Annotated in this window: 20 protein-coding genes; 7 read left to right on the top strand and 13 right to left on the bottom strand. The window is 62.1% G+C overall.

Features of this window, described 5'->3' with window-relative positions:
• Nucleotides 1-43: 43 nt before the first annotated feature.
• Both JQ574_RS32265 and JQ574_RS32260 read right to left on the bottom strand, forming a co-directional pair.
• A complete protein-coding gene (locus tag JQ574_RS32265; protein WP_249119743.1) occupies nt 44-274 on the bottom strand; it encodes a hypothetical protein in 231 nt (76 codons plus the stop codon).
• A gap of 248 nt (nt 275-522) precedes the next feature.
• Complete coding sequence (locus JQ574_RS32260) at nt 523-1,500, bottom strand: magnesium transporter CorA family protein (RefSeq protein WP_212214101.1); 978 nt, start codon at nt 1,498-1,500, stop codon at nt 523-525.
• Between the two features lie 399 nt (nt 1,501-1,899).
• Here JQ574_RS32260 and JQ574_RS32255 point away from each other — a divergent pair, with 399 nt between their 5' ends.
• A complete protein-coding gene (locus JQ574_RS32255; protein WP_212214104.1) occupies nt 1,900-2,583 on the top strand; it encodes a L,D-transpeptidase in 684 nt (227 codons plus the stop codon).
• A gap of 282 nt (nt 2,584-2,865) precedes the next feature.
• Here JQ574_RS32255 and JQ574_RS32250 read toward each other — a convergent pair whose 3' ends face one another.
• Nucleotides 2,866-3,993 carry an extensin family protein gene (locus JQ574_RS32250; protein WP_212214106.1) on the bottom strand — a complete coding sequence of 376 codons (1,128 nt, stop codon included), beginning with the start codon at nt 3,991-3,993 and terminating at the stop codon, nt 2,866-2,868.
• 82 nt (nt 3,994-4,075) lie between these two features.
• Between JQ574_RS32250 and JQ574_RS32245 the strand changes: the two genes are divergently transcribed.
• The gene (locus JQ574_RS32245) at nt 4,076-5,704 is read left to right on the top strand and encodes a fatty-acid--CoA ligase (protein ID WP_212276300.1); all 1,629 of its coding nucleotides are present in this window, start codon (nt 4,076-4,078) and stop codon (nt 5,702-5,704) included.
• Here JQ574_RS32245 and JQ574_RS32240 read toward each other — a convergent pair.
• A complete protein-coding gene (locus tag JQ574_RS32240; RefSeq protein WP_212214110.1) occupies nt 5,701-5,949 on the bottom strand; it encodes a hypothetical protein in 249 nt (82 codons plus the stop codon). The two genes, JQ574_RS32245 and JQ574_RS32240, sit on opposite strands and share 4 nt — an antisense overlap.
• A gap of 94 nt (nt 5,950-6,043) precedes the next feature.
• Between JQ574_RS32240 and JQ574_RS32235 the strand changes: the two genes are divergently transcribed.
• The 3 genes from JQ574_RS32235 (at nt 6,044) to JQ574_RS32225 (ending at nt 9,052) form a co-directional block, all read left to right on the top strand.
• A complete protein-coding gene (locus tag JQ574_RS32235; protein ID WP_249119741.1) occupies nt 6,044-6,943 on the top strand; it encodes a LysR family transcriptional regulator in 900 nt (299 codons plus the stop codon).
• 148 nt (nt 6,944-7,091) lie between these two features.
• Nucleotides 7,092-7,937 carry a DUF1499 domain-containing protein gene (locus JQ574_RS32230; RefSeq protein ID WP_212214121.1) on the top strand — a complete coding sequence of 282 codons (846 nt, stop codon included), beginning with the start codon at nt 7,092-7,094 and terminating at the stop codon, nt 7,935-7,937.
• Nucleotides 7,938-8,158: 221 nt separating this feature from the next.
• On the top strand, nt 8,159-9,052 hold the full coding sequence (locus tag JQ574_RS32225) for a L,D-transpeptidase (protein WP_212214137.1): 894 nt from the start codon (nt 8,159-8,161) through the stop codon (nt 9,050-9,052).
• Nucleotides 9,053-9,136: 84 nt separating this feature from the next.
• Here the strand turns inward: JQ574_RS32225 and JQ574_RS32220 are convergent, their stop codons facing one another.
• The 6 genes from JQ574_RS32220 to JQ574_RS32195 all read right to left on the bottom strand — a co-directional run bounded on the left by JQ574_RS32220 (nt 9,137) and on the right by JQ574_RS32195 (nt 16,863).
• Nucleotides 9,137-10,252, bottom strand: a complete 1,116-nt coding sequence (locus tag JQ574_RS32220; protein ID WP_312014769.1) for a murein L,D-transpeptidase family protein — start codon at nt 10,250-10,252, stop codon at nt 9,137-9,139.
• A 35-nt stretch (nt 10,253-10,287) separates the two neighbouring features.
• Nucleotides 10,288-11,214: an MBL fold metallo-hydrolase gene (locus JQ574_RS32215; protein WP_212214140.1), complete on the bottom strand. Its 927-nt coding sequence runs from the start codon at nt 11,212-11,214 to the stop codon at nt 10,288-10,290.
• Nucleotides 11,215-11,381: 167 nt separating this feature from the next.
• Nucleotides 11,382-12,596 carry an acyl-CoA dehydrogenase gene (locus JQ574_RS32210; RefSeq protein WP_212214143.1) on the bottom strand — a complete coding sequence of 405 codons (1,215 nt, stop codon included), beginning with the start codon at nt 12,594-12,596 and terminating at the stop codon, nt 11,382-11,384.
• Between the two features lie 172 nt (nt 12,597-12,768).
• The gene (ribB, locus tag JQ574_RS32205; RefSeq protein ID WP_212214147.1) at nt 12,769-13,845 is read right to left on the bottom strand and encodes a 3,4-dihydroxy-2-butanone-4-phosphate synthase; all 1,077 of its coding nucleotides are present in this window, start codon (nt 13,843-13,845) and stop codon (nt 12,769-12,771) included.
• Nucleotides 13,846-14,179: 334 nt separating this feature from the next.
• A complete protein-coding gene (locus JQ574_RS32200; RefSeq protein ID WP_212384174.1) occupies nt 14,180-14,923 on the bottom strand; it encodes a hypothetical protein in 744 nt (247 codons plus the stop codon).
• 218 nt (nt 14,924-15,141) lie between these two features.
• Nucleotides 15,142-16,863 (bottom strand): cation:proton antiporter, encoded by a 1,722-nt coding sequence (locus JQ574_RS32195; RefSeq protein WP_212214169.1) that lies wholly within the window; start codon nt 16,861-16,863, stop codon nt 15,142-15,144.
• A gap of 347 nt (nt 16,864-17,210) precedes the next feature.
• Here JQ574_RS32195 and JQ574_RS32190 point away from each other — a divergent pair, with 347 nt between their 5' ends.
• Entirely contained in the window at nt 17,211-18,455 is a 1,245-nt protein-coding gene (locus tag JQ574_RS32190; protein WP_212214172.1) for a PLP-dependent aminotransferase family protein, read from the top strand.
• A 186-nt stretch (nt 18,456-18,641) separates the two neighbouring features.
• Here JQ574_RS32190 and JQ574_RS32185 read toward each other — a convergent pair whose 3' ends face one another.
• Entirely contained in the window at nt 18,642-19,922 is a 1,281-nt protein-coding gene (locus tag JQ574_RS32185) for an amidohydrolase family protein (protein WP_212214175.1), read from the bottom strand.
• 335 nt (nt 19,923-20,257) lie between these two features.
• Between JQ574_RS32185 and JQ574_RS32180 the strand changes: the two genes are divergently transcribed.
• Nucleotides 20,258-20,488 carry a hypothetical protein gene (locus JQ574_RS32180; protein WP_212214178.1) on the top strand — a complete coding sequence of 77 codons (231 nt, stop codon included), beginning with the start codon at nt 20,258-20,260 and terminating at the stop codon, nt 20,486-20,488.
• A gap of 112 nt (nt 20,489-20,600) precedes the next feature.
• Here the strand turns inward: JQ574_RS32180 and JQ574_RS32175 are convergent, their stop codons facing one another.
• Nucleotides 20,601-21,773 carry an acetyl-CoA C-acyltransferase gene (locus JQ574_RS32175; protein ID WP_212214181.1) on the bottom strand — a complete coding sequence of 391 codons (1,173 nt, stop codon included), beginning with the start codon at nt 21,771-21,773 and terminating at the stop codon, nt 20,601-20,603.
• Between the two features lie 101 nt (nt 21,774-21,874).
• The gene (locus JQ574_RS32170; protein ID WP_212214185.1) at nt 21,875-22,693 is read right to left on the bottom strand and encodes an aldo/keto reductase; all 819 of its coding nucleotides are present in this window, start codon (nt 22,691-22,693) and stop codon (nt 21,875-21,877) included.
• Nucleotides 22,694-22,763: the final 70 nt, after the last annotated feature.

Here is a 22,763-nt window from a genome sequence, read left to right as displayed (position 1 = left end):
GATCAAGTCCGAGGGCATGCTTCGCGCGAAACGCTGGCGCGCTTCAATCCGCGTAAAACTTGCTCCGCGTTTTCCTTGGCGCGGTTCGCAGATCACGCGTCTCGACATTGAAGGCGCTCGAGCATTCGTCTTCGTTCTCGCCATCGGCAAGCGCCGCACCACAATGCCGGCAGAGCCGCGCCGCGATCGCCTGCGCCTTGCCAACGATGCGGTCCTGTTGGTAGCGCGCAAAATCGATGACGTTGCGGGGTGACGTTATGAATTTTTCAACCATTGCTGTCCTCGCGGCTTGTGACAGCGTTATCGCAGAAAGCCGTCGCGCAAAGGTTCATCGCGACGCTCAAATTTTACTCGTACAAATGGGGCAGCTTCCTGTTTTTTTTGCCGGCGCATGAATGCCCCCGAGATCATGCGCGCGCCTTAACATCTCGGTTACTACGGCCACCTCGGTGACAACAGTCACCTCAGTGACAACAGTCACCTCGGGGACGACAGTCACCGCCGCGAACAATCAGGTTGCGACTACAGCCACTTCTTCCATCTGAAAAGAAAGTAAGGCAGCACGGCTGCCATGAGCATCATCACCAGCGCCATCGGATAGCCGTGCGCCCATTCGAGCTCCGGCATCGCCTTGAAATTCATGCCGTAGATCGAGGCGATCAGCGTCGGCGGCATCAGGACCACGGCCATCACCGAGAACAGCTTGATGATGTTGTTCTGTTCGAGATTGACGACGCCGAGCATGGCGTCGAGCACGAAGGTGATCTTGTTGGAGAGGTAGGACGCGTGATCGGTCAGCGAGGCGACGTCACGCTGCATGGTCTTGAGCTGCTCGCGCATGTCCTTGGACCATTTGACGCCTTCCATGACCGCCGAGAGGAAAGTGACGACGCGGCCGACCGAGACCAGGCTCTCGCGGACCTTCGAGGTCAAATCCCCCTTGCGCCCGATCGCGATCAGTATCTGCGAATATCGCTTGGCCTGGCCGTGACGCTCGCTTTCGGGTTCGAAGATGTCATGGGAAACCTGATCGACGTCGGCGCCGACCTTCTCCAGAATGTCGGCGCAACGGTCGATCACCGCGTCGACAAGTTCCATCAGCACCATTTCGCCGGTTATGCCCGGCATGCAAGAGCGCGCCAGCTTGTTCTCCACCAGGGCAAACGGCTTCGGCATGTCGTAGCGCACGGTTACCAACCGGTGACCAGCCATGATGAAGGTGACGGCCGTCGTCCGCGGCATGTCGGTGTCGGAATGGCACATCAGCGTCGCGGTCATGTAGCGCGCGCCGTTCTCGATATAGAGCCGGCTGGAAATCTCGATCTCCTGCATGTCCTCCCGGGTCGGCACCGCGATCCCGGTCAGCCGCTCCACCGCGCGGTCTTCCTCGCCCGTCGGTTTCACCATGTCGATCCAGACTGCGCTTTCCGGCAACTTCGCCGGTTCAGCCACCTCGACTTTCTTCAGGGTGGATTCAGAGGGGACGTACACTGACAACATAGGAAACTCCGGAACAGGGCAGCGGTCGTTGGTTCTGACGTGTCTTCTTCACGCGAAACCCGTACCCGCTCCGCACGAAAACGCCACAGGCACCGAGCGGACTAAACGCGATTCTGGCAAGCGCTTGATGACTGGCGTATTAACCCCCATCCACATTTATGGCGGTGGGGTGGCGGTAGCGTGGCCACGATTCGGCAAGGACGCCAGCGTTGCCTATAAATCAACCGGAAATCGAAAAACTTGCGGCAAAAAAGCCACAGCCAGGCTCCCGCAGCGCCGAACAAGCGTCTAAGCACTGGAATAATTACCGGTTTTTGCCAATAATGGGATTATTGGAATCGTGGCGTTTGCGACGCAAATTGGCGCGTAACCGCGATATTGTTCGATTGGAAGTGCGCAATGACGTCGCTGAAGGCAAAGTTGGGAATTCTGGCTGCAGGCCTGATGTTGTCGGGCTGCATGCAGACCACGAGCTATCAGGCCGCGCCGGAGGCCACGCTCAAGCCGAATGACAAGGTCCAGCTGGCAAAGGCGCGTTACGCCAAGGTCGCCGTGGCCGAACCGTTCCGCCGCGCCATCGTCGACTATCACCGCCGCGAACTACCCGGCACGATCGTGGTCGATTCCGACAACCACTATCTTTACCTGGTGCAGGACGGCGGCAAGGCGATCCGTTACGGCATTACCGTCGGCGAAGAAGCGCTGGCCTTCTCCGGCATTGCCAAGGTCGGCAACATGGCGGAATGGCCGAAATGGACGCCGACCGCCGACATCCATAAGCGCATCGAAGGCCTGCCGGCGTCGGTGCCCGGCGGCGTCGACAATCCGCTCGGCGCCCGCGCGCTCTATCTTTACCAGGGCGGCCGCGACACCCTGTTCCGGATTCACGGCACCAACCAGCCGGAATATATCGGCGCATCGATTTCCTCGGGCTGCATTCGCATGACCAATGAGGACGTCATCGACCTCTACAGCAAGGTCAAGCAAGGCACGATCGTGGTGGTGCTGGACCCCAAGCAGGGCGACTCGCCGTACAATTCGAAGATGGCGCTCCAGGGCGGCAGCGGCAACGTGATGCAATAGCGGATCGATCGCACCATCCGCAACGAGATCAGAACGCCGGCTTTGCCGGCGTTTTTTATTTGGCCGCACAATATCGCGCTGAACACGTGCAATCGGCAGGATTGAAAACCAGGACGTGAGGAACGTGGCCAAAATATCGACCGGAACCCACGGGGGTGCGGTAATGCGGCCAGAAAGACACACTTATCGTTCAGCGAAGAGCCCAAAGGGCACGTAAACGCTGGAGTTACGCCAATGAATCGTCACGTATTGGGCGCGACTGGCGACGCCGCAAAAGGACGATCACGAGCGCCGGTTTTGCCGGCGCTTTTTTGTTGTGGGCTTGGGTTCGGGTTTGGACGTTGCCGCATCGGATTTCTCATCCGCCGGAGCGGCGCTGGATTTCCCCGCAGCGGATTTGGCCGCGTCGGGTTTGGCCGCGTCGGGTTTGGCGGCAACCTCGCGCGGCGGCGCTTCTTCCGGCCGCTCGGCCGGCAGCAGCGGCGCGGTCTGCGGCAGCGGGTCCCACACGTCCCATTGGCAGATCCGGTAGTTATTCCGCCGTTCCATGAGGTCGAGATGGATGTGGTCCTCGTGGTACCAGTCCGACCCCGGACCCAGCACCGTCGAGAATCGCGCGCACGCCGTATGCAGCACGGCTTCGCGCACCTCGCGCGGCACGGAGCGATCGGTGAGCGAGATCGAGCGGCCATTGGACAGCTTGAGGGCGCGGACGTCGAGCGCATTGGCGCGGCCGTGTTCGGAGAGTCTTGCGCCGACGATGCGGTTACGGCCGCGGCATTCGAACGAGTCGAAATTGTCGAGATCACTGATCGTGCTGCCGAGACGCACCGCCAGCGGCGCGATGTCAGTCCGGATCCAGTCCGCCAATGCGGAGGCCATCGCGCAGCGCAGGATCGCCGCCGGCTTCACCGAGACCTGCCGCTTGTCCGGCAGCACGATCGCCTCGAGTCGCACCAGGTCCTCGCCCCCGCAGCCGCCGGCGCCACGGATATCGGGAATGCTGGGAGCAATGGCGATGGCCTCCGTCAGCGCCAGCCGGCAGGCCGAGGGCGGAGGTGGCTGGGGCGTGGCCTGTTCGGTGGGCTTGCCTTCCTTCGTGGTCTCCTTGGCGGCTTTGGCAGTTTCTTGGGCAGCTTCTTTGGCAAGCTCCTCAGCGGAGGGGGCATCGGCCGGGCGCGGCCGCGGGAGCGGCACCGCCGCCCGGTGGACCTTTGCCCGCGGCTTCGGCGGGTGGATCCCGAACAGGTCGCCCCAGGGCGTCGATCGGGAGGCTTTGGCCGCCAGGGCCGGTTCGCAGTACACGCCGGGCAGAAGCAGGCCCACCGCAACGGTAACCATTGCCGCCGCCGTGCGGCCAAAGGCGCCATAAGCCCATTTTCGGCTTGCTTTCTCCGCGCTACAGTTCATGTCAATTCCATGATCGCGCGCCAAAACACCAGCACTTTGGCGGATCATGCGCGAGGAAATAACCTTTGGGAGGGACGTGCGTATGCTCGGATTGATGCAAGACTGGCCTTTGCTTTGCCACCGGATTATCGAACACGCGGCGCAGTATCACGGTACGCAAGAGGTCGTCACGCGGTCGGTCGAAGGGCCCATTCATCGCACCAATTACGCCGAAATTCGCGATCGCGCGCTGAAAGTCTCGCAGCGGCTCGATCGCGACGGCATCAAGCTCGGCGACCGCGTCGCCACCATCGCATGGAACACCTGGCGCCACCTTGAAGCCTGGTACGGCATCATGGGCATCGGCGCGATCTGCCATACCGTCAACCCGCGGCTGTTCCCCGACCAGATCGCCTGGATCATCAACCATGCGCAAGACCGCGTGGTGATGACCGATCTCACCTTCATTCCGATCCTGGAAAAGATCGCGGGCAGCCTGCCCAGCGTCGAACGCTACATCGTGTTCACCGACAAGGCCCACATGCCGCAGACCACGCTGAAGAACGCGGTCGCCTATGAGGACTGGATCGCGGAAGCCGACGGCAAGTTCGAGTGGAAGACCTTCGACGAGAATACCGCAGCCGCGATGTGCTACACCTCGGGTACCACGGGCGATCCAAAAGGCGTGTTGTATTCGCACCGCTCCAACGTACTGCACGGGTTGATGGCCAACAATGTCGACGCGCTCGGCACCAGCGCCGCCGAGACAATGCTGCCGGTGGTGCCGTTGTTCCACGCCAACAGCTGGGGCATCGCGTTCTCCGCGCCCTCGATGGGCACCAAGCTCGTGATGCCGGGCGCCAAGCTCGACGGCGCTTCGGTCTATGAGCTTCTCGACACCGAGAAGGTCACGCACACCGCCGGCGTGCCGACGGTGTGGCTGATGCTGCTCAATCACATGGCTGCCGGAAACCTGAAGCTGCCCCACCTGAAGAGCGTGGTGTGCGGCGGCTCGGCGATGCCGCGCTCGATGATCAAGTCGTTCGTCGACATGGGCGTTCGCGTGCGCCACGCCTGGGGCATGACCGAGATGAGCCCGATCGGCACCGTGGCGGCGCTGAAGCCGCCGTTTGCCGAACTCTCCGGCGAGGAGCGGCTCGATATCCTGCAGACGCAGGGTTATCCGCCGTTCGGTGTGCAGATGAAGATCACCGACGATGCCGGCAAGGAATTGCCGTGGGACGGCAAGACCTTTGGCCGGCTCAAGGTCGCAGGACCTGCCGTCGCGAAGGCCTACTTCAAGGTCGATAGCGAGATTCTCGACGAACACGGCTATTTCGACACCGGCGACGTCGCGACCATCGACCAGCACGGCTATATGCGGATCACCGACCGCTCCAAGGACGTCATCAAGTCGGGCGGCGAATGGATTTCGTCGATCGATCTGGAAAACCTCGCGGTCGGCCATCCGGCGGTCGCGGAAGCCGCCGTGATCGGCATCCATCATCCCAAATGGGACGAGCGTCCGCTCTTGATCGTGCAGCTCAAGGCCGGCCAGCAAGCGACGCGCGAGGACATCCTGAAATACATGGATGGCAAGATCGCGAAATGGTGGATGCCCGACGACGTCGCCTTCGTCGAGGGCATTCCGCACACCGCGACCGGCAAGATCCTGAAAACCGCGCTACGCGACCAGTTCAAGAGCTACAGTTTTCCGAACGCGGCGGCTTAACCCCGGAGGGGCGCGTTCGACCGGATGCGCCCCGACCGGCCCGAGGACCCACCCAAGACACGCCAGATCGCCGACCACATCGCGCGCAGGCTGCGGGCTGTGTCCTGCACGGCGGCAAGGACGGCTGCGTCCCGCTCGCGGTGAGCGATCCTGCCGTAGGCGGCGATATCGGGGCTGCCGTCCGGATGGCGCAGCGCGCCTTCAACACCCGTTACGTGACCGTGCAGCTTCTTTTCCCAAGACATAGTGGGCGCTCCTTCATTGTCTGCGACCACCTTTTATTACGTTTCTAACGTGATATAATTGGCGAGTATTCATATTCACTCGTGAAATAAATTCATGAATATCAACGCGGCCTCGGCCGAAATGAACGGGTTCGTGCGGGTGGTCGAACGCGGCAGCTTTGCCGCCGCGGCAGACGACCTCGGCGTGACCCCCTCTGCTCTGTCCAAGCTGGTCACCCGCATCGAAGACCGGCTGGGGGTGCGCCTGTTGACCAGGACCACGCGCAGGCTCGCTTTGACCGCCGAGGGCGATCTGTTCCTGGCCCGGAGCCGGGACATCCTCGCTTCGATCGAAGCCGCTGAAGCCGAGGTAACGGCGGCAAGCCGGCTGCCACGCGGCCATTTGCGGATCAGCGTCGGAACAGCCCTCGCCAAACAGATACTCGGGCCCGCCCTTCCAGATTTCCTCGCCAAATATCCAGACATCAGCGTCGAGCTTCATGTTTCGGACCACCAGGTCGACCTGGTTGCCGAGCAGGTCGACGTCGCCATCCGCTCCGGCGCACTCGGCGACTCAACCCTCGTGGCACGCAAGCTCGGTGACGCGACACGGGTCATTTGCGCCAGTCCGCTCTATTTGAAGCAACACGGATCGCCGCGCGTGCCGGCCGATCTGCTGCAGCATAATTGCCTGACGCTACCCGGGCCGGCGTGGTCGCAATGGCCCTTCCACACCCATGAAGGCATCAATCGCCTCGCCGTGTCAGGCACCTTTACCAGCGACAATGCCGACCTGCTGCTTGATATGGCGGTAGCCGGGCTCGGCATCGCCAGGTTGGCGGATTTCATGGTCGCGCGAGCAATCCAGCAAGGCACCCTCGTTCCGCTGCTCGGGGATAGCCACATCCCCGAGACGTTTGCGATCCATGCGCTGACTGTCCCGGGCCGCCACCGCGCTCCGCGCATCAAGGCCTTTATCGACTTTGTGGTGGCACAGTTCAGCCATCCGGCATGAGGCGCCATGACACTCCTTGCACCACCATTTGGACTGATTTTCCGGCGCAAGCTGCTTTCCACAGGCGCGGAAAATGCGCTAGTTCAAGGCGCCGGGTCTCCAGTATTGCGACCGGAACGGCAACTGAATTCATGATGGAAGTCTAGGGATGGCCCGCAGGTTTTCCGCTCCCTACCAGACGGAGCCCGTGTCCAGCCTCGCCACATGGGCGCGCAACCTCGCGATATTCTCCCTGGTTGCGGTGGTGGTGTCGATCATGATCGTCCGCTTCGGCTTCCTCGAAATGAAGCCGGCGCTGGCGACGTTCTTCGGCGCCCTGGCCCTGGCCGGCCTCTCCATCCTGGTCGGCCTCGCCGCGTTTGCTGCGATCTGGCAAAACGGTTCGCGCGGCATGGGCCGCATCCTACTGGCGCTGTTGCTCGACGCCGCCATCCTCGCCTACCCCGCCTATCTCGCCCTGCAATACCGCAACCTGCCGCGGATCTACGACATCACCACCGATTCGATCGATCCGCCACGCTTCCAGGCGCTGGCGCCGCTGCGTGCCGGCGATGGCACCAATCCCGCCGTCTATGCCGGGCTCTATTCAGCCGAGCAGCAGGCGATCGCCTACCCTGATGTCGAGACCGTCGAACTCGAAGTCCCGCCGCAGCGCGCCTATGAGATCACGCTCGCGCTCGTCAACAAGCGCAAATGGCGCGTCGTCGACGAGCGCCCGCCGCAGGCGCGCCGCGAAGGACGCATCGAGGCGATCGCGCAAACGATGATCATGGGATTTCGCGAAGACGTCTCGATCCGAATCAAGGCCGACGGCGAGGATTCCCGCGTCGATATCCGCTCCGCATCGCGCTATTTCGACAGCGATCTCGGCAGCAACGCCTCACGCATCACCAAGCTGATCGCGGACATCAACACCGTGGCCGACACCAAGCCGGCCGCCAAGAAACCGGCGGCGCCCGCGAAGGCACCGGCCAAGACGGTGAAGAAGCAGTAGCGCGCTGGCTGCGGCTCAATCCTCCTTTGCGAACTTGGCGCTTCCTGGGCCCATAGACGCGATTGACCCAGCGGAGCGTGTCTGCTCCGCCCAGTTTTTATGTTGCCGAATGAGAGTTCGGCGTTAACCACCGCTAACGGTTCCAGTGCGAGCGCAATCGCTTCGAAGTTTCTTAAATTTTGCTGGGTACTTCTTCTGGGCATGGTGACCTGGGGAAAGATATGAGCAAGCGGGCCAAACGTGGAAAGGCAAAGGCGACGCTCGCACTACCAATGGTCGCGAGAGTTGCAGTTGGCGCCGTGGCGCTCGCCGCATTGGCGTACAGTTTGCTGTGGCGCCCGACGAGCGTGCAACCGACCCGAAAGCCGTCCGCGCACCAGGCTCTGGCGTCGTCAACTCCGGTTTACGTGGCAACTCCAGTTCATGCATCAGCGACAGTTCCGGCTCTGGCTCTGGCTCCAGCTCCAGCTCCGGCTCCGATTTTGCCTCCCGCGCCTCCGGTCGAACCGCCAAAAGCCGCTGACGCTCCCGGAGCATTTGTTCGGCAGGTGATTGACTACGCCAGCCACCAGACGCCGGGCACCGTGATCATCGATACCAAAAACACATTCCTTTATTTCGTTCTGAACGACAGGCAAGCAATGCGCTACGGCATCGGTGTTGGCCGCGAAGGTTTCACCTGGTCCGGTGAACAGACGGTGGCCCGCAAGACAGAATGGCCGGATTGGCGTCCGCCTGCAGATATGCTGGTGCGTCAGCCTTATCTGCCGCGGTTCATGGCAGGCGGCCCCGGCAACCCGCTCGGCGCCCGGGCGATGTATCTGGGCGAGACCGAATATAGAATTCACGGCACCAACAAGCCCGATACGATCGGGAAGCAGGTTTCGTCCGGCTGTATCCGGCTGACCAACGAGGACATCGTGGACCTTTATGAGCGGGTGAAAGTCGGAGCGAAAGTGATCGTGCTTCCTGTAACCGCTGCCCGTCGACCATCCCAGGGAGCGCCGCCCGGCGCCGCTTTCCGATTGCCGGACCCGGCATTGCCGTCGAACCGGCCCCCGACAAACAACGCGCAGATGCCGTCATCTGGATCGAAGATCGCCGAGGTCCAGTAACTCAGTCCTCCGTCCTTCGTCTGCAACATTCGGGTCGCCGCTTTTAAGTCAGCGTCTGGCCCATGGCGGACGTTGGACAAGAGTTCAGCACCGGCCCGATGGGAAGCTGGCACGAGCCGGATCGCACACAATCGGTTTGGAGAACGAGACGCCAAACCATTTGCTCGTCAACGAGCCATCGTTGTCGATCCAGGGGATCGGTGGCAATTGCGGCAGGTAAGATGCATACGGCATCACTTTCGCAAGCGTCACTCTGCCCGGAAACCGCGCCAGAAAAGCCTTGTTCATTCCGCCGTCCAAACCGCTGTAGATCGGGGCGACCGGCAAATTGTCTTCAACCAATCGGGAGTATTCGAGCTCGTCGATGCGATTTTTTTCCCGCGCCCGCCGCGCGATTTCCGGATTGACGACAAAGGAGGGGCATTTTTCGGATGCATTGAACACAAGAGGATGCGGCGAATTTGGGGGAGGTTGCGCATCGAATACATAGCGGCGATTGCACACGTCCACCTTGGGTTCGAGTTGCGTCGTCTCGAAATGATCGTTGCCGATCTTGAGCATTTTCCAGAAGGCCAGGTTCGGATTATTTCGATGCCGTGCCAGATTCGCCGGCGTCAAGCGGAACGGATAGGCCTGGACCTGGAACGACGGCCGCCCGCTGAGGAATGAGTCGCGTGCCAGCGAATAAATCTCGCTGATCTGTTCGTCGGTCATGGCATAGCAACCGCTCGACCAGCAGTCGCCGTGGATCATGAGGAAGCTGCCGTCGCGGTTGTTCGCCTTGTCGAATTTGTTGGGGTAGCCAAGGTTGATCGAAAGATAGAAGCTGGAGTTGGGATTCATCAACTCAGGTGTAACTGTATAGAATCCCTCTGGAGCCTGACGGTCGCCCTCGTGCAGCTTCGGTCCAAGATCGCCCGACCACCGGCAGATCGGATAGGTCTTGAGGATCTGGAAACGGCCGGTGGTGTCCTGTTTCCAGACTTCGAGCTCCGCCTCTTCCTTGAAAAGGCGCACCACGATAGGTGAATATTTGGGCATCTTCTTCTGTTGGAGCAGCGAGAGCAGTTCAGGAGGAAGTTCCTTTGTTGCCTTGGTCGGTAACCGATTGTTGCCCTCGCCAAGGCACGTGACCGGCGTCAGCCCTGCGACAAATGCCGCCGTCAAAACAAGTGCACGTCGGACCATGGCGCGGATCACTGCTGTACCTCGAACGTGACGAAAGATGGTTCGTTCTAGGAAGCCATCCGATAGGTCCCGCCGATCACGGGATCGCCGTCGGTCGCCACGATGCCGCGTGACACGAGGTCTTCCAGATGCGCCAGCACGGAATAGCCGGCGGCACCGGTCAGCCGCGGATCGAGGCCGATATAGATCGCGCGCACCATGTTCGGGATGTCGGTCTCGCCCTTGGCAAGACGATGCAGGATCGAGGCTTCGCGGGCGCGGCGGTGCCGGGTCAGGAAACGCACAAAGCGCGGGCCTTCCGGAATTTCCGGCCCATGGCCTGAGAAATACAGATCCTCCGGGCGCTTCTCCAGCCGCGCCAGCGAATCCATGTAGTCGATCATCGAGCCATCAGGCGGGGCCACGATCGAGGTCGACCAGCCCATCACGTGGTCGCCGACGAAACTGATCTTCCGCTCGGGCCAGGCGAACGCCAGATGATTGGCGGTGTGGCCCGGGGTTGCCACCGCTTCCAGCGCCCAGCCGGAGCCTTCGATGGTGTCGCCGTTCTTGACCTCGATGTCCGGCCGGAAGTCGCGATCGGCTCCCGATTCCGGATTGTGCTTCTCGCTCTCGAAGCGCGGCCGCGAGGCGCGGTGCGGCCCCTCGGCGTAGACAGGCGCGCCGGTCGCGGCCTTGATCCGCGCGGTGTTCGGCGAATGGTCGTTGTGGGTATGGGTGACCAGGATATGCGTCACGGTTTCGCCGCGGACGGCATCCAGCAGCGCTTTCGCATGCGCCTCATTGTTCGGGCCGGGATCGATGATCGCAACCTTGCCCTTGCCCACGATGTAGCTGACCGTGCCGGTGAAGGTGAAGGGGCTCGGATTGTCGCAGAGCACCCGCCGCACGCCGGGCCGGGCTTCGTCGACGACGCCCGGCTGGAGCGGAAAGTCACGGTTGAACGGGATGGTTTCGTCTTCGGTTTCGGCCATGCAGGAATGCTCGCAGCGTGGGGTTCTTGCTCCGTCATGCCCGGGCTTGTTCCCGGGCATCCACGTCTTTCTTCTCGCGGCGTCCAAGACGTGGATGGCCGGGACATCTAGCGCGAAGACGCGCTTCGCGCTTCTGCCCGGCCATGACGATTGGATAGAGTTTGTCTTTACGAAAACGCCTGGATGCCCGTGATCGCGCGGCCCAAAATCAGGGCGTGGACGTCGTGGGCGCCTTCATAGGTGTTGACGGTTTCCAGGTTCGAGGAGTGGCGCATCACGTGATATTCGATCTGGATGCCGTTGCCGCCGTGCATGTCGCGGGCGACGCGGGCGATATCGAGCGCCTTGCCGCAGTTGTTGCGCTTGACGATCGAGATCATCTCCGGCGCCACCTTGCCCTCGTCCATCAGGCGGCCGACCCGCAATGAGGCCTGCAGGCCCAGCGAGATCTCGGTCTGCATGTCGGCGAGCTTCTTCTGCACCAGCTGGGTTGCGGCCAGCGGCCGGCCAAACTGCTTGCGCTCGAGCGTGTATTGGCGCGCGCGCGCCATGCAATCCTCGGCGGCGCCCATCACGCCCCAGGAGATGCCGTAGCGGGCGCGGTTGAGGCAGCCGAACGGTCCCTTCAGGCCGGACACGTTGGGCAACAGCGCGCTCTCGGGCACCACCACGCCGTCCATCACGATCTCGCCGGTGATCGAGGCGCGCAGCGAAAGCTTGCCGCCGATCTTCGGCGCCGACAGGCCCTTCATGCCTTTTTCCAGGATGAAGCCGCGGATCTGATTGTCATGCGCGGCGGACTTGGCCCAGACCACGAACACGTCGGCGATCGGCGCGTTGGAAATCCACATCTTGCTGCCGGTCAGCTTGTAGCCGTCGGAGACCTTCTCGGCGCGGGTCTTCATGCCGCCGGGATCGGAGCCGGCATCCGGCTCGGTCAGCCCGAAGCAGCCGACCCATTCGCCGGTCGCAAGCTTGGGCAGATATTTCTTGCGCTGGCTGTCGTCGCCATAGGCGTAGATCGGATGCATCACCAGCGAGGACTGCACGGAGTTCATCGAACGATAGCCGGAATCGACGCGCTCGATCTCGCGCGCCACCAGGCCATAGGCGACATAGCTTGCACTGGCGCAGCCATATTCTTCCGGCAGCGTGATGCCGATCAGGCCGAGTTCGCCCATCTCGTTGAAGATCTCGCGATCGGTCTTTTCCTCGAGATAGGCCTTGGTGACGCGCGGCAGCAGCTTGTCCTGCGCATAGGCACGCGCGGTGTCGCGGATCATGCGTTCGTCTTCGGTAAGCTGCTCATCGAGCAGGAACGGATCGTCCCACTGGAAACCCGCCGATGTCGGTTTGTCCTTGGACTGAGGGCGCACGCTCATAAAAATCCCTTTCGCATCACTGTCCTGACTGGAATTGGTGGCCAAATTAGTGCGCTATCGTCCGAAGCGCAATTGAATTGGGCCTCGCCGTCATTCCGGGGCGCATCGAAGATGCGAACCCGGAATCTCGAGATTCCGGGCTCGATGCTTGGCATCGCCCCGGAATGACGAGCTACCCTTCGAGCCGTTCGTTGGAGACGATCTCGATCCCGAAACCGGACAGTCCCTTGTAGTCGTGTACCGACGACGTCAGATGCCGGATCGAAGTGATACCGAGGTCGCGCAATATTTGCGCGCCGACGCCGACTTCACGCCATTGTCGGTTGCGATCGGCCTCGGCGGATTTCTGTTCGCCGACCGGCTCGACCGGAACGCCGGCGGCGCCGTCGCGCAAATACACCAGCACGCCGCGGCCGGCCTGCTTGAAATGGTTCAGCACGATCTGCATGCGCGCCTGGCCGGTGAACAGGTCCTTGACGATGTTGGGCTTGTGCAGCCGCGTCAGCACGTTCTTGCCGTCGCCGATGCCGTTATAGACGAAGGCGGCATGCGCAATCTCATCGAACGGCGAACGGTAGGCGTAGCCCTGCAGCGGCCCGATCGGGCTATCCGTCGTAAACGTTGCGACCCGCTCGATCAGCTTCTCGCGCGCCTGGCGGTAGGCGATCATGTCAGCGATCGTGACGTGCTTGAGCTTGTGGGTGGCGGCGAATTTTGCGACCTGCATGCCCTTCATCACGGTGCCGTCGTCGTTCATCAACTCGGAGATGACGCCGACCGGCGGCAGGCCGGAGAGCTTGCAAAGATCGACCGCGGCCTCGGTATGACCGGAACGCAGCAGCACGCCGCCGTCGCGGGCGATCAGCGGAAAGATATGACCGGGCCGGGCAAAATCACTGGCGCCGGCATTCGGGTTGGCCAGCGCCCGGCAGCAGGAGGCGCGCTCGTCAGCCGAAATACCTGTGCCGCCATCGGGCTTGTAGTCGATCGAGACGGTGAAGGCGGTGGTGTGGTTGGAATCATTATGCGCGACCATCGGATCGAGCCGGAACCGGCGCGCGTCTTCCTGCGTGATCGGCGCGCAGACGATGCCCGAGGTATGGCGGATGATGAACGCCATTTTCTCGGCGGTGCAGAGCGAGGCGGCGACGATCAGATCGCCCTCACCCTCCCGGTCGTCATCATCGGTGACGACGACGAGTTCGCCCTTGGCAAAGGCTTGCAGAACTTCCTGGATCGTATCGGCCATTTTCTCAAATTCTCGCTTTGGACAGGGAGTGCATTAGCCGGACTCATGGGCCCGCGCCAGCATCAATACGCGGGGCAGAACGTCGCCGAAGCGTTTCGCTGTACGAAATCGGCAGGCACTCGGGGAAGAGACATATGCATTTTCGGTTGAATTTCCAGCTGACGGCATGGGCGGGGTTCGCCCTGATGGCAGGGGCCGCAGGCCAGTCCCACCGCTTCCGCCACCATCGGCACGGGGGCCGTCATCCACGCCCAGCCGGACGGCTACACGATCGGGTCGGCACGACCTCAGCGCTGGCGCACCAGCGCAGGAAAGCAGCCTGTAGCGCGAGAACTCACCGCCCGCGCTGCTCGCGCCATTTGGAGAAGCCTGCAGCAAGGATGATGCAGAAGGCCCACCCCAGCAAGGGCACGGCGGCGATCCGCGCAATGGCCCGGTATTGCTCTGCGAGGGCGCCCGCAACCGAAGGGGCGCGGGTCACGATGAGCGGCTCATCCAGGGTCTTGAGGCCGAATTTCTTGGCCGCATCGCGCGCGATGATCTGCGCGCCGGATACGGCAACGCCGACGAACCGGACATATTCGCCGCCGGATTCGTTCCAGAATTGCGGATGCGAGGCGAGAATGCGTCCGGAATCCCTGATTTCGCCCGCGACCCAGACCTCGACGGGAAGCTCCGGTCTCCAGCCCTCGCCGACCAGCGGCGCAAGACGGCGGGTGCCATAACTCTTGCTGCCACGACCGCCGCTCAAGCGCGCCTCGCTTGCGAACTCGCCTGCAACGCGCCAGCGCGGCGCGGTGTAGCCGGCAACGCCGACACCTTCAGGAATATCGTCGACCAGACGCAGATTGACGGTGCGGCCCCACAAGGGGGCATCCACGACAAAGACCGGCGACACGCCCGTCAACGTCATGATCGCGACCGCAGGCATGAACAGGCCGGGCCGAAATCGCGTGACGCCGATGGCCAGCGGCAGACCGAGCAGGAACACGCCGATGATCCACGGCACGACCGGCGTGTACGCAACGACCAGCGTGCCGAGCGTCAGCTGGAACAGGATCGCGGCCGTTCCCGCCATCAGGCACCCGAACAGCGTGGACGACGGGGACGCCAGGCCCGATGTACGAGCGCTGTTTGATGACGATAATGATAACCGCATACCGAATGAAATTTCTTTGCCGCCAGGAAATGGCGCGCCATACGGTACTCAGTGTCGGCTGCATTAAATCCGGTTCAAGCGGATGCGTGCGGGACGTCACACGTCCACATCCCGCTCCCATCTGCGAGCAGAAGGCCTTACGGCAGCACTTCCTTGCGCTCGGCGAGCAGCGTGTCCATTTCGGCGCGCTTCTCGCCCAGCAATCCCGCCTGCGCTGCCTCGATCACGGTATAGAGTTCGTGGGCGTCGCTGACCCTCGTTACGGTCACGTAATCGGCGCCGGCTGCGTAGAGATCATTGACGTCGCGAAGCATATCCGCGGTCGCCACGATTTTGGCTGATGGGTTGAGAGTGCGGACGTGCCGCACCAGCTTTTCGTTGTTGGCGCCCTTCAGCAGCGAGTCCGGCACGCTCAGGATGATCAGCTCCGACTTGCCGATACCGGCATGCAGCAGCGTATCGACATTGCTGATATCGCCATAGATCACGTGCAGGCCGCGATCGGCCAGCGTCCGGAACACGTTGGGATTGAAATCGATCACGGTGATCTGTTCGAGCACGAGCGGATTCTGCCGCTCGATTTCGGCCAGCAGCGCGCTCGCCGCGCGGAAGAAGCCGAGAATGACAATGCGGCGGGCTTCGTGGCCGCCCTCATGTACGGCCTCGCCCTGGCCGTGATCGAGATCGCGCAGGCCGATCTTCTTCATCGGATTGATCAGAGCTCGCGTGATCTCATCGCTCTTGCCCATCACGAAGGTGCTGATCACGGCCAAAATGACGAAGGCGAACGACGCCGCACTCGAAGTTTCGGTGCCGATATGGTTCGCGACCACACCGGTCTGGATCACGACCAGCGAAAACTCCGAGATCTGCGCCAGATTGATCGCCGGCAACAGGCTGGCGCGCAGACCCTGTTTCATCAGGTAGAGCGGCACAAACGTCGTCACGATGCGGCTCACGACGGTGAAGGCGGCAATCAGCAGCGCCAGCCAAATCACCGACGCGCCGGGAATGGGAATGGTCATGCCCAAGGCGACGAAGAACAGCGTGATGAAGAAGTCCCGCAGCGTCGTCACCTTGGCGGTGACGTCCAGCGCATAGGGGAATGTCGAGAGCGAGACGCCGGCGACCAGCGAGCCCATCTCGCGTGACAGATGCAAGCGTTCGGCGATCTCGCCGATCAGGAAGCACCAGGCCAGGGCGCCGAGCAGGATCAACTCCGGCCGCCGCGCGATCTGGTGAAAAAGTCTTGGCAGCAAATACCGGCTCAACACCAACGCGGTCGCGACCAGCACGCCGACCCGGCCGATCGAGATCAGGATCACGCTCACCTGGAGATTGTCGAGGCTCGGCTGCACCGCCAGGAACAGGATCGCGAAGATGTCCTGCAGCACCAGGACGCCGAGCGTGATGCGGCCGGGCAGCGTATCGAGCTCACGCTTCTCGTACAGCACCTTGACGATGATGACGGTCGAGGAGAGCGCACAGGCGACGCAGAGATACAGCGCGTCGAAACGGCCCGCCCCCATCGACAGCCCGATACCCCAGAAGAACAGGATCCCGAGCAGGCAGCCGCCGACCAATTGCCCGCCCGCGGCAAACAAGATGACCTTGCCGGCGCGCACGATCTTTTTCAGGTCGATTTCCAGCCCGATCATGAACAGCATGAAGATCAGGCCGAGTTCGGAAATGACGTGAATCGAGTCCTTGGAATGGACCCATTTCATGCCGAATGGACCGATGACAAACCCGGCGATAAGGTAGGCGAGGATCAGCGGCTGCCGGGTAAAATGGGCCAGCAAGCCAAGCACCCAGGCAAACAGGATGCATAAAGTGATATCGCCGATAAGCTCGTGCATATTTCCTGACTTTTCCTCATTGCAACCTAGAGGCCGGGGCGCAATGGTCAAACGAGCAATGTGTCATATCCGCCTGACAGGTCTCTTTCTAGCGATTCTTGCCTGCCTGTCGATCCTTTCCGCACCGGACGCTCAGGCGCAGGCGGCCGGCAGCATCCGGCAATTTTAGAAGGTTCCTGACGGCGAACCCCGCACGCACCCCCGCATATCGGGCAGCATCGATAGCAGACATTCCGCTTTCATCCCCCGGCGGCGACCGACTAAGATCACCGGCAAGAACTAACCAAATACCGGAGGGCCGCGCCAGCGGCCGTCTCAACGAAAAACAAAACGGGAGTGAATGTCCAATGTCTACCGCATCAATTTTCGATTTCGCACCATTGCTGCCGGCCGGATTGCCGGCGCCGGCGGCGCGGTGGACGGGTCTGGCCAAATACAGTTTCGTCGGCGGCAACAATGATCCCGACCAGGTGCCGGTCGATGGCCTGATCGACGCGATGACTGCCGTGCTCCAGCGCGAGGGTAAGACGCTCGCGACCTACGGCCTCGCCAGCGGCCCGCAGGGCTACCGCCCCCTGCGCGAATTCCTCACCAGGAAACTCAAGCGCGATGCCGGCATCGGCTGCACCGCCGACGACGTCATGATCGTCTCCGGTTCGCTGCAGGCGCTCGACCTCGTCAACGCGACGCTCCTGGCGCGCGGCGATACCGTGCTGATCGAACAGGAGACCTATCAGGGCTCGCTGAGCCGGCTGACGCGGCTCGGCGTCAAGGCGGTCGGCATCCCCCTCGACGACGAGGGAATGCGGATGGATGCGCTGGCGGCTGTTCTGGCCGACCACAAGCGCCGCGGCATCTTGCCGAAATACATCTACACCATCCCGACCGTGCAGAACCCGACCGGCTCGATCCTGCCGGAGGCGCGGCGCGCCGAGATGATCAAACTGTCGCAGGAATACGGTGTGCCGATCTTCGAGGACGATTGCTATGCCGACCTGATCTGGAACGGCCAGCGCCCGCCCGCGATCTATGCGATGAGCAAGCAGGGTGGCGTCATCCATATCGGCTCGTTTTCCAAATCGATCGCACCGGCGCTGCGGGTCGGCTTCATCGTCGCGCCCTGGGAGTTGATGTCGCGGATGCTGGCGCTGAAAACCGACGCCGGAAGTGGCGCGCTGGAGCAGATGGTGCTGGCGGAATATTGCGCGCCGCATTTCCAAACTCATGTGCCGAAGCTGACACGCGGCCTGCGCACCAAGCTCGACACGCTGATGGAGGCGCTCAACGAGCAGTTCGGCACATCAGCCGAGTTCGAGGATCCCAAGGGCGGCATCTTCCTGTGGGTCAAACTCCCCGACAATGTCGATACGCTGAAACTGTATCAGGCCGCATTGGCCGCCGGCGTCGCCATTAACCCGGGGCCGGAATGGTCGACCGACAAGTCCTATGCCGGCAGCCGCTTGCGGCTGTGCTTTGCCAGCCCCTCCCATGAGCAGATCCGCCAAGGCGTCGCCGTGCTGGCGGAAGTCTGCCGCAAGGAGTTCGGCGTGCCCGAGCGAAGCGCCAATGTGGAGAAGCGGGCGCGGACTTGAAGCGCGCAGCGTGTGGGCGAAGGATCAAGTCAGCACCGAGACTTTAACCCGTGGAGATTGCTTCGCTTCACTCGCAATGACGGGGTTCGATCTCTCCACGTCATTGCCTGCGACAAACGCAAAGCGTTTGCGCAAGAGAGCGTGGGCGACGAAGCAATCCATTCTGCCGGTTTCGGGCAGCGCCCCTCACCGCACCGCGAACGGCGCCTGATACGGCCTCCCGAACGGCACGCCGTTGATCACGGTCTGCACCGGTTTCAGCAGCAGCTTGCCCTCGCGCTTGTTGTTGCGGGTATCGACGAACGAGACCTGCGCCTCCACCAGCTCCATGATCGCGACGTCGCCGGGCGCGCCGACCTGCAGCGTGCCGATTTTCGGGGCGCGGTTGATGATCTTGGCCGGCGCCGAGGTTGCCATCGCCACCACCTGCTCCACGGTAAATCCGAGCGGGATGAACTTGCTCATCACGTTCGGCAGATACGGCATGCCGGGCGAGTTGCCGGAGAAGACGTGGATATCGGACGAGATCGTGTCGGGCGGGCAGCCGCCCGCGATCGCGGGCTCAGCCACCGTGAAATCGAAGCTGCCGCCGCCATGCCCGACGTCGAACATCACGCCGCGCTGCTTGGCGGCAAGCGCTGCCGGCAGCAGCTTGCCATCCTGCACGATGTTGGTGAAGACGCCGCCGATGTTCGGTGCGCCGGAATAGGCATGAGTCAGCACGTCGCCCGGCCGCAGCAGATCGAGAATCTGCGACATCAACTCCCTGGTCTCGACGCCACCGATATGCACCATCATCTTGGCCGGCCAGCCGCACATCTCGCAGGCCTTGATGGCTCGCTTCAGTGGTTCGAGACCGTGCCTGGCGATGACATTCTCCGACATCCGGACTTTGACGCCGAGCAGGAAGTCCGGATTCTCGGCCAGCGCCATCGCGCAGGCGTCGAGCTGCGCGTGGTCGATGTTGTAGAGTTCGGCCACCGGGAAGCCCGACAGACCGTGATTGGCGATATGGACGAAGGCGTAAATCCGCGCGCGCGATTGCGCCACGATGTAACGGCGGAGCGCGGCGAGATTGTTGACGCCGGCATCCCCTGCCGACACCACTGTCGTCGTTGCCTGGGCCTGCACCAATTCGTCGGCCGGAATGCCGATCCCCGAGCCATAGGGATAGACGTGGGAGTGCAGGTCGATCAATCCCGGCGTCACCAGTTTGCCGGTGGCGTCGATGGTCTTGGAGGCTCGTGCCGCCGGAATATCGGCCTCAACCGCCTCGATCATCCCCCAGCGAATGCCGATATCACGTTTTCCTCGCAGCGACTGGCTGGGATCGAGCACATCGCCACCCTTGATCACAAGGTCGAACTTGTCGTTCGGTCCCATCGCGGCATTGGCCGGTGCGGACATCGCGGCAACGGCGGCTGACCCGGTCAGGCTCAGAAAATCACGGCGTGAAAACCCGCTCATGGCATCGCTCCCCCATATGATTTTTATGGCGCGATGATGCGCCGGGACCGGGCTTTCCGCAAGCCGGCGCATGCGATCAACCCACACGGGTATCAATGACCATGCGGCTGGACGGTCCGTGGGGATCGCGATTGTCCGGAACGGCCACGTGTAGACGCAATGTGTCGAGCGTGATTCATTGGACTAAAGAAACGTTCTCGTGCCTGGAACCAACGCACGCATTGCATCCGCAGATCCTTTCTTAATAGACATTCAGAATTCTCTTCGAGTTCCCTCGGGAACGTTCGTGTCACCGCAATGTTACATCTCCGCTCAATTGAAAGAGGATGAGAACTATGAGGAAGTTTGGATATGTGCTTGCGGCCGTTGCCGCGATCATCATTGCGGCGCCGTCGATTGCAAGCGCTCAGACTGTTGTGATCAAGCGAGGCAGCGGTTACCACGGCCATCATCACCATGGTCATGGTGCGCGGGCCGAATACCGCCGTCATCACGACCGCGGCTACCATCGCGGACACCGTCATCATCGCAACACGGTCGTGATCAAGAAGCGTTATCGTTACTGAGGCTTGCGCCTCAACGAAACTTGCGCCTCAACGGAAAATGGCTCCTCGCGGAGCCATTTTTTTGTTCGTATGATCGTCAAGCTTGTTCAGCGAAGCGGCTTGTAACGGCCGATCAGCTGTAGATTTCGAACAGGCCTGCGCCGCCCTGGCCGCCACCGATGCACATGGTGACGACGCCCCACTTCGCCTTGCGGCGACGGCCCTCCTGCAATATGTGGCCGGTGAGCCGCGCGCCGGTCATGCCGAAGGGATGGCCGATCGCGATCGAGCCGCCGTTGACATTGTACTTCTCGGGGTCGATGCCGAGCTTGTCGCGGGAATACAGACACTGGCTGGCGAAGGCTTCGTTCAATTCCCAGATGTCGATGTCGTCGATCTTGAGGCCATGGCGCTTCAACAGCTTCGGCACGGCGAAGATCGGGCCGATGCCCATCTCATCCGGCTCGCAGCCCGCCGCCGCCCAGGCAACGAAACGGCCGAGCGGCTGCAGGCCGCGCTTTTCGGCATCCTTGGCTTCCATCAGCACGACAGCCGCCGCACCGTCCGAAAGCTGGCTGGCATTGCCGGCAGTGACGTATTTGCCCGGGCCCTTGACCGGCTCGAGCTTGGCGAGGCCTTCCATGGTGGTCTCGGGACGGTTGCACTCGTCGCGATCGACCGTGTAGTCGACGATGCTTTCCGCCTTGGTCGCCTTGTCGACCACCTTCATCCTGGTCTTCATCGGGACGATTTCGTCCTTGAACTTGTTGGCCTGCTGCGCCGCGGCCATGCGGCGCTGCGATTCCAGCGAGTACTCGTCCTGGTATTCGCGGCTGAGCTTGTAGCGCTCGGCGACGATGTCGGCGGTATCGATCATCGCCATGAAGATGTCGGGCGCGGCCTTGAGCAGATCCGGATCGATCGATTCCTTGGGCGAGCCGCCGCCGGGAATCGAGATGCTTTCAACGCCACCGGCCACGATGCAGTCGGCGCCGTCCGAACGGATCGAGTTGGCGGCCATCGCGATGGTCTGCAGCCCCGAGGAGCAGAAGCGGTTGACCGAAACGCCGGCCGTCGACTTTGGCATGCCAGCCAGCAGCGCCGCCTGGCGGCCGATATTGGGCGCGCCGTGCGCGCAATTGCCGAGATAGCAGTCCTCGACGTAATCCTTGTCGACGCCGGCGCGCTCGACCGCGTGCTTGATGGCGTGGGCCGCCATGGACATCGGTGGGGTGATATTGAACCCGCCGCGGCCGGACTTCGCCAGCCCCGTACGTGCATAGGAAACGATAACAGCTTCACGCATTTTCTAGACCTCCCTTTGATGCCACCCAGTATGGACTGGACCTCAGCCCGTGTGTAGCGAAAAACCTTGAATTCCGGCGGACGGAAAAGGAGGAATCGCCTTCAATCCCACGCCGGCCCGAAGGCGGGATTTACACAACGTTTGTCCTTCGGCAAGGCCGCGATTGCCTTTCGATCGTCGTCATCAAGCCGCAGTTGCAGCGCGTCAAGATTGGCCTTTTGGCTTTCGGCGCGCGAGGCCTTCGGGATCGCGGCGACGCCGTCCTGATCGAGCAACCATTTCAGGGCCACCTGTGCGGCGCTGGCATTATGCTTGCGACCGATCGCGGTCAGCGTCTCGTCCGACGCCACGCGGCCCTGCGCCAGCGGGCAATAGGCAACCAGCGGAATCGATTTGGCGCTGAGATATTTGCGCAGCTTTGTCTGATCCAGCATCACGTGGTATTCGACCTGGTTGCAGGCGATCGGAGCCTTGATCTCCTCGACCACGGTTTTCAAGAGCGCGATGTTGAAATTGGCCACGCCAATGGCGCGGGTGCGGCCCTCCTGCTTCAGCTTCATCAAGGTCTCGAACATCGCCGGCAGGTTCATGTTCCGCGACGGCCAGTGCACCAGATAGAGATCGACCTGATCGAGCCGCAGTTTCTTCAGGGAAGCATCGAACGCCCGGCGGATCGCGTCCGGCGCCAGGTTTTCGTTCCAGACCTTGGTGGTGACATGCAGGTCCGTTCGCGCGACGCGCGAAGCCGCGATTGCAGCACCGATCGCCTCCTCATTGCCGTACATTTCAGCCGTGTCGATATGGCGGTAACCCTGCGCAATCGCGCTTTCAACCGCAGCGCGGCAGGCATCGCCCTGCAGGCGAAAGGTGCCAAGCCCAAGCCTCGGCAGGGCAATGCCCTGCGTTTGCAGATTTTCCATTGAATGCTCCCAAAGGCGTAAGGTGTCGCGGGGGAAGACGAAAGCCGCATGGACGGCATTGGATTGCGTG

Origin of the sequence: Bradyrhizobium sp. AUGA SZCCT0158 (assembly GCF_018130065.1) — a bacterium.
Lineage (GTDB): Bacteria > Pseudomonadota > Alphaproteobacteria > Rhizobiales > Xanthobacteraceae > Bradyrhizobium.
This window is presented reverse-complemented; position numbering and strand designations above follow the sequence as displayed.

Coding starts and splice junctions, on each gene's coding strand:
- JQ574_RS32265 (WP_249119743.1), bottom strand. CDS start 274: ATGGTTGAAAAATTCATAACGTCACCCCGCAACGTCATCGATTTTGCG.
- JQ574_RS32260 (WP_212214101.1), bottom strand. CDS start 1,500: ATGTTGTCAGTGTACGTCCCCTCTGAATCCACCCTGAAGAAAGTCGAG.
- JQ574_RS32255 (WP_212214104.1), top strand. CDS start 1,900: ATGACGTCGCTGAAGGCAAAGTTGGGAATTCTGGCTGCAGGCCTGATG.
- JQ574_RS32250 (WP_212214106.1), bottom strand. CDS start 3,993: ATGAACTGTAGCGCGGAGAAAGCAAGCCGAAAATGGGCTTATGGCGCC.
- JQ574_RS32245 (WP_212276300.1), top strand. CDS start 4,076: ATGCTCGGATTGATGCAAGACTGGCCTTTGCTTTGCCACCGGATTATC.
- JQ574_RS32240 (WP_212214110.1), bottom strand. CDS start 5,949: ATGTCTTGGGAAAAGAAGCTGCACGGTCACGTAACGGGTGTTGAAGGC.
- JQ574_RS32235 (WP_249119741.1), top strand. CDS start 6,044: ATGAATATCAACGCGGCCTCGGCCGAAATGAACGGGTTCGTGCGGGTG.
- JQ574_RS32230 (WP_212214121.1), top strand. CDS start 7,092: ATGGCCCGCAGGTTTTCCGCTCCCTACCAGACGGAGCCCGTGTCCAGC.
- JQ574_RS32225 (WP_212214137.1), top strand. CDS start 8,159: ATGAGCAAGCGGGCCAAACGTGGAAAGGCAAAGGCGACGCTCGCACTA.
- JQ574_RS32215 (WP_212214140.1), bottom strand. CDS start 11,214: ATGGCCGAAACCGAAGACGAAACCATCCCGTTCAACCGTGACTTTCCG.
- JQ574_RS32210 (WP_212214143.1), bottom strand. CDS start 12,596: ATGAGCGTGCGCCCTCAGTCCAAGGACAAACCGACATCGGCGGGTTTC.
- ribB (WP_212214147.1), bottom strand. CDS start 13,845: ATGGCCGATACGATCCAGGAAGTTCTGCAAGCCTTTGCCAAGGGCGAA.
- JQ574_RS32200 (WP_212384174.1), bottom strand. CDS start 14,923: ATGGCGGGAACGGCCGCGATCCTGTTCCAGCTGACGCTCGGCACGCTG.
- JQ574_RS32195 (WP_212214169.1), bottom strand. CDS start 16,863: ATGCACGAGCTTATCGGCGATATCACTTTATGCATCCTGTTTGCCTGG.
- JQ574_RS32190 (WP_212214172.1), top strand. CDS start 17,211: ATGTCTACCGCATCAATTTTCGATTTCGCACCATTGCTGCCGGCCGGA.
- JQ574_RS32185 (WP_212214175.1), bottom strand. CDS start 19,922: ATGAGCGGGTTTTCACGCCGTGATTTTCTGAGCCTGACCGGGTCAGCC.
- JQ574_RS32180 (WP_212214178.1), top strand. CDS start 20,258: ATGAGGAAGTTTGGATATGTGCTTGCGGCCGTTGCCGCGATCATCATT.
- JQ574_RS32175 (WP_212214181.1), bottom strand. CDS start 21,773: ATGCGTGAAGCTGTTATCGTTTCCTATGCACGTACGGGGCTGGCGAAG.
- JQ574_RS32170 (WP_212214185.1), bottom strand. CDS start 22,693: ATGGAAAATCTGCAAACGCAGGGCATTGCCCTGCCGAGGCTTGGGCTT.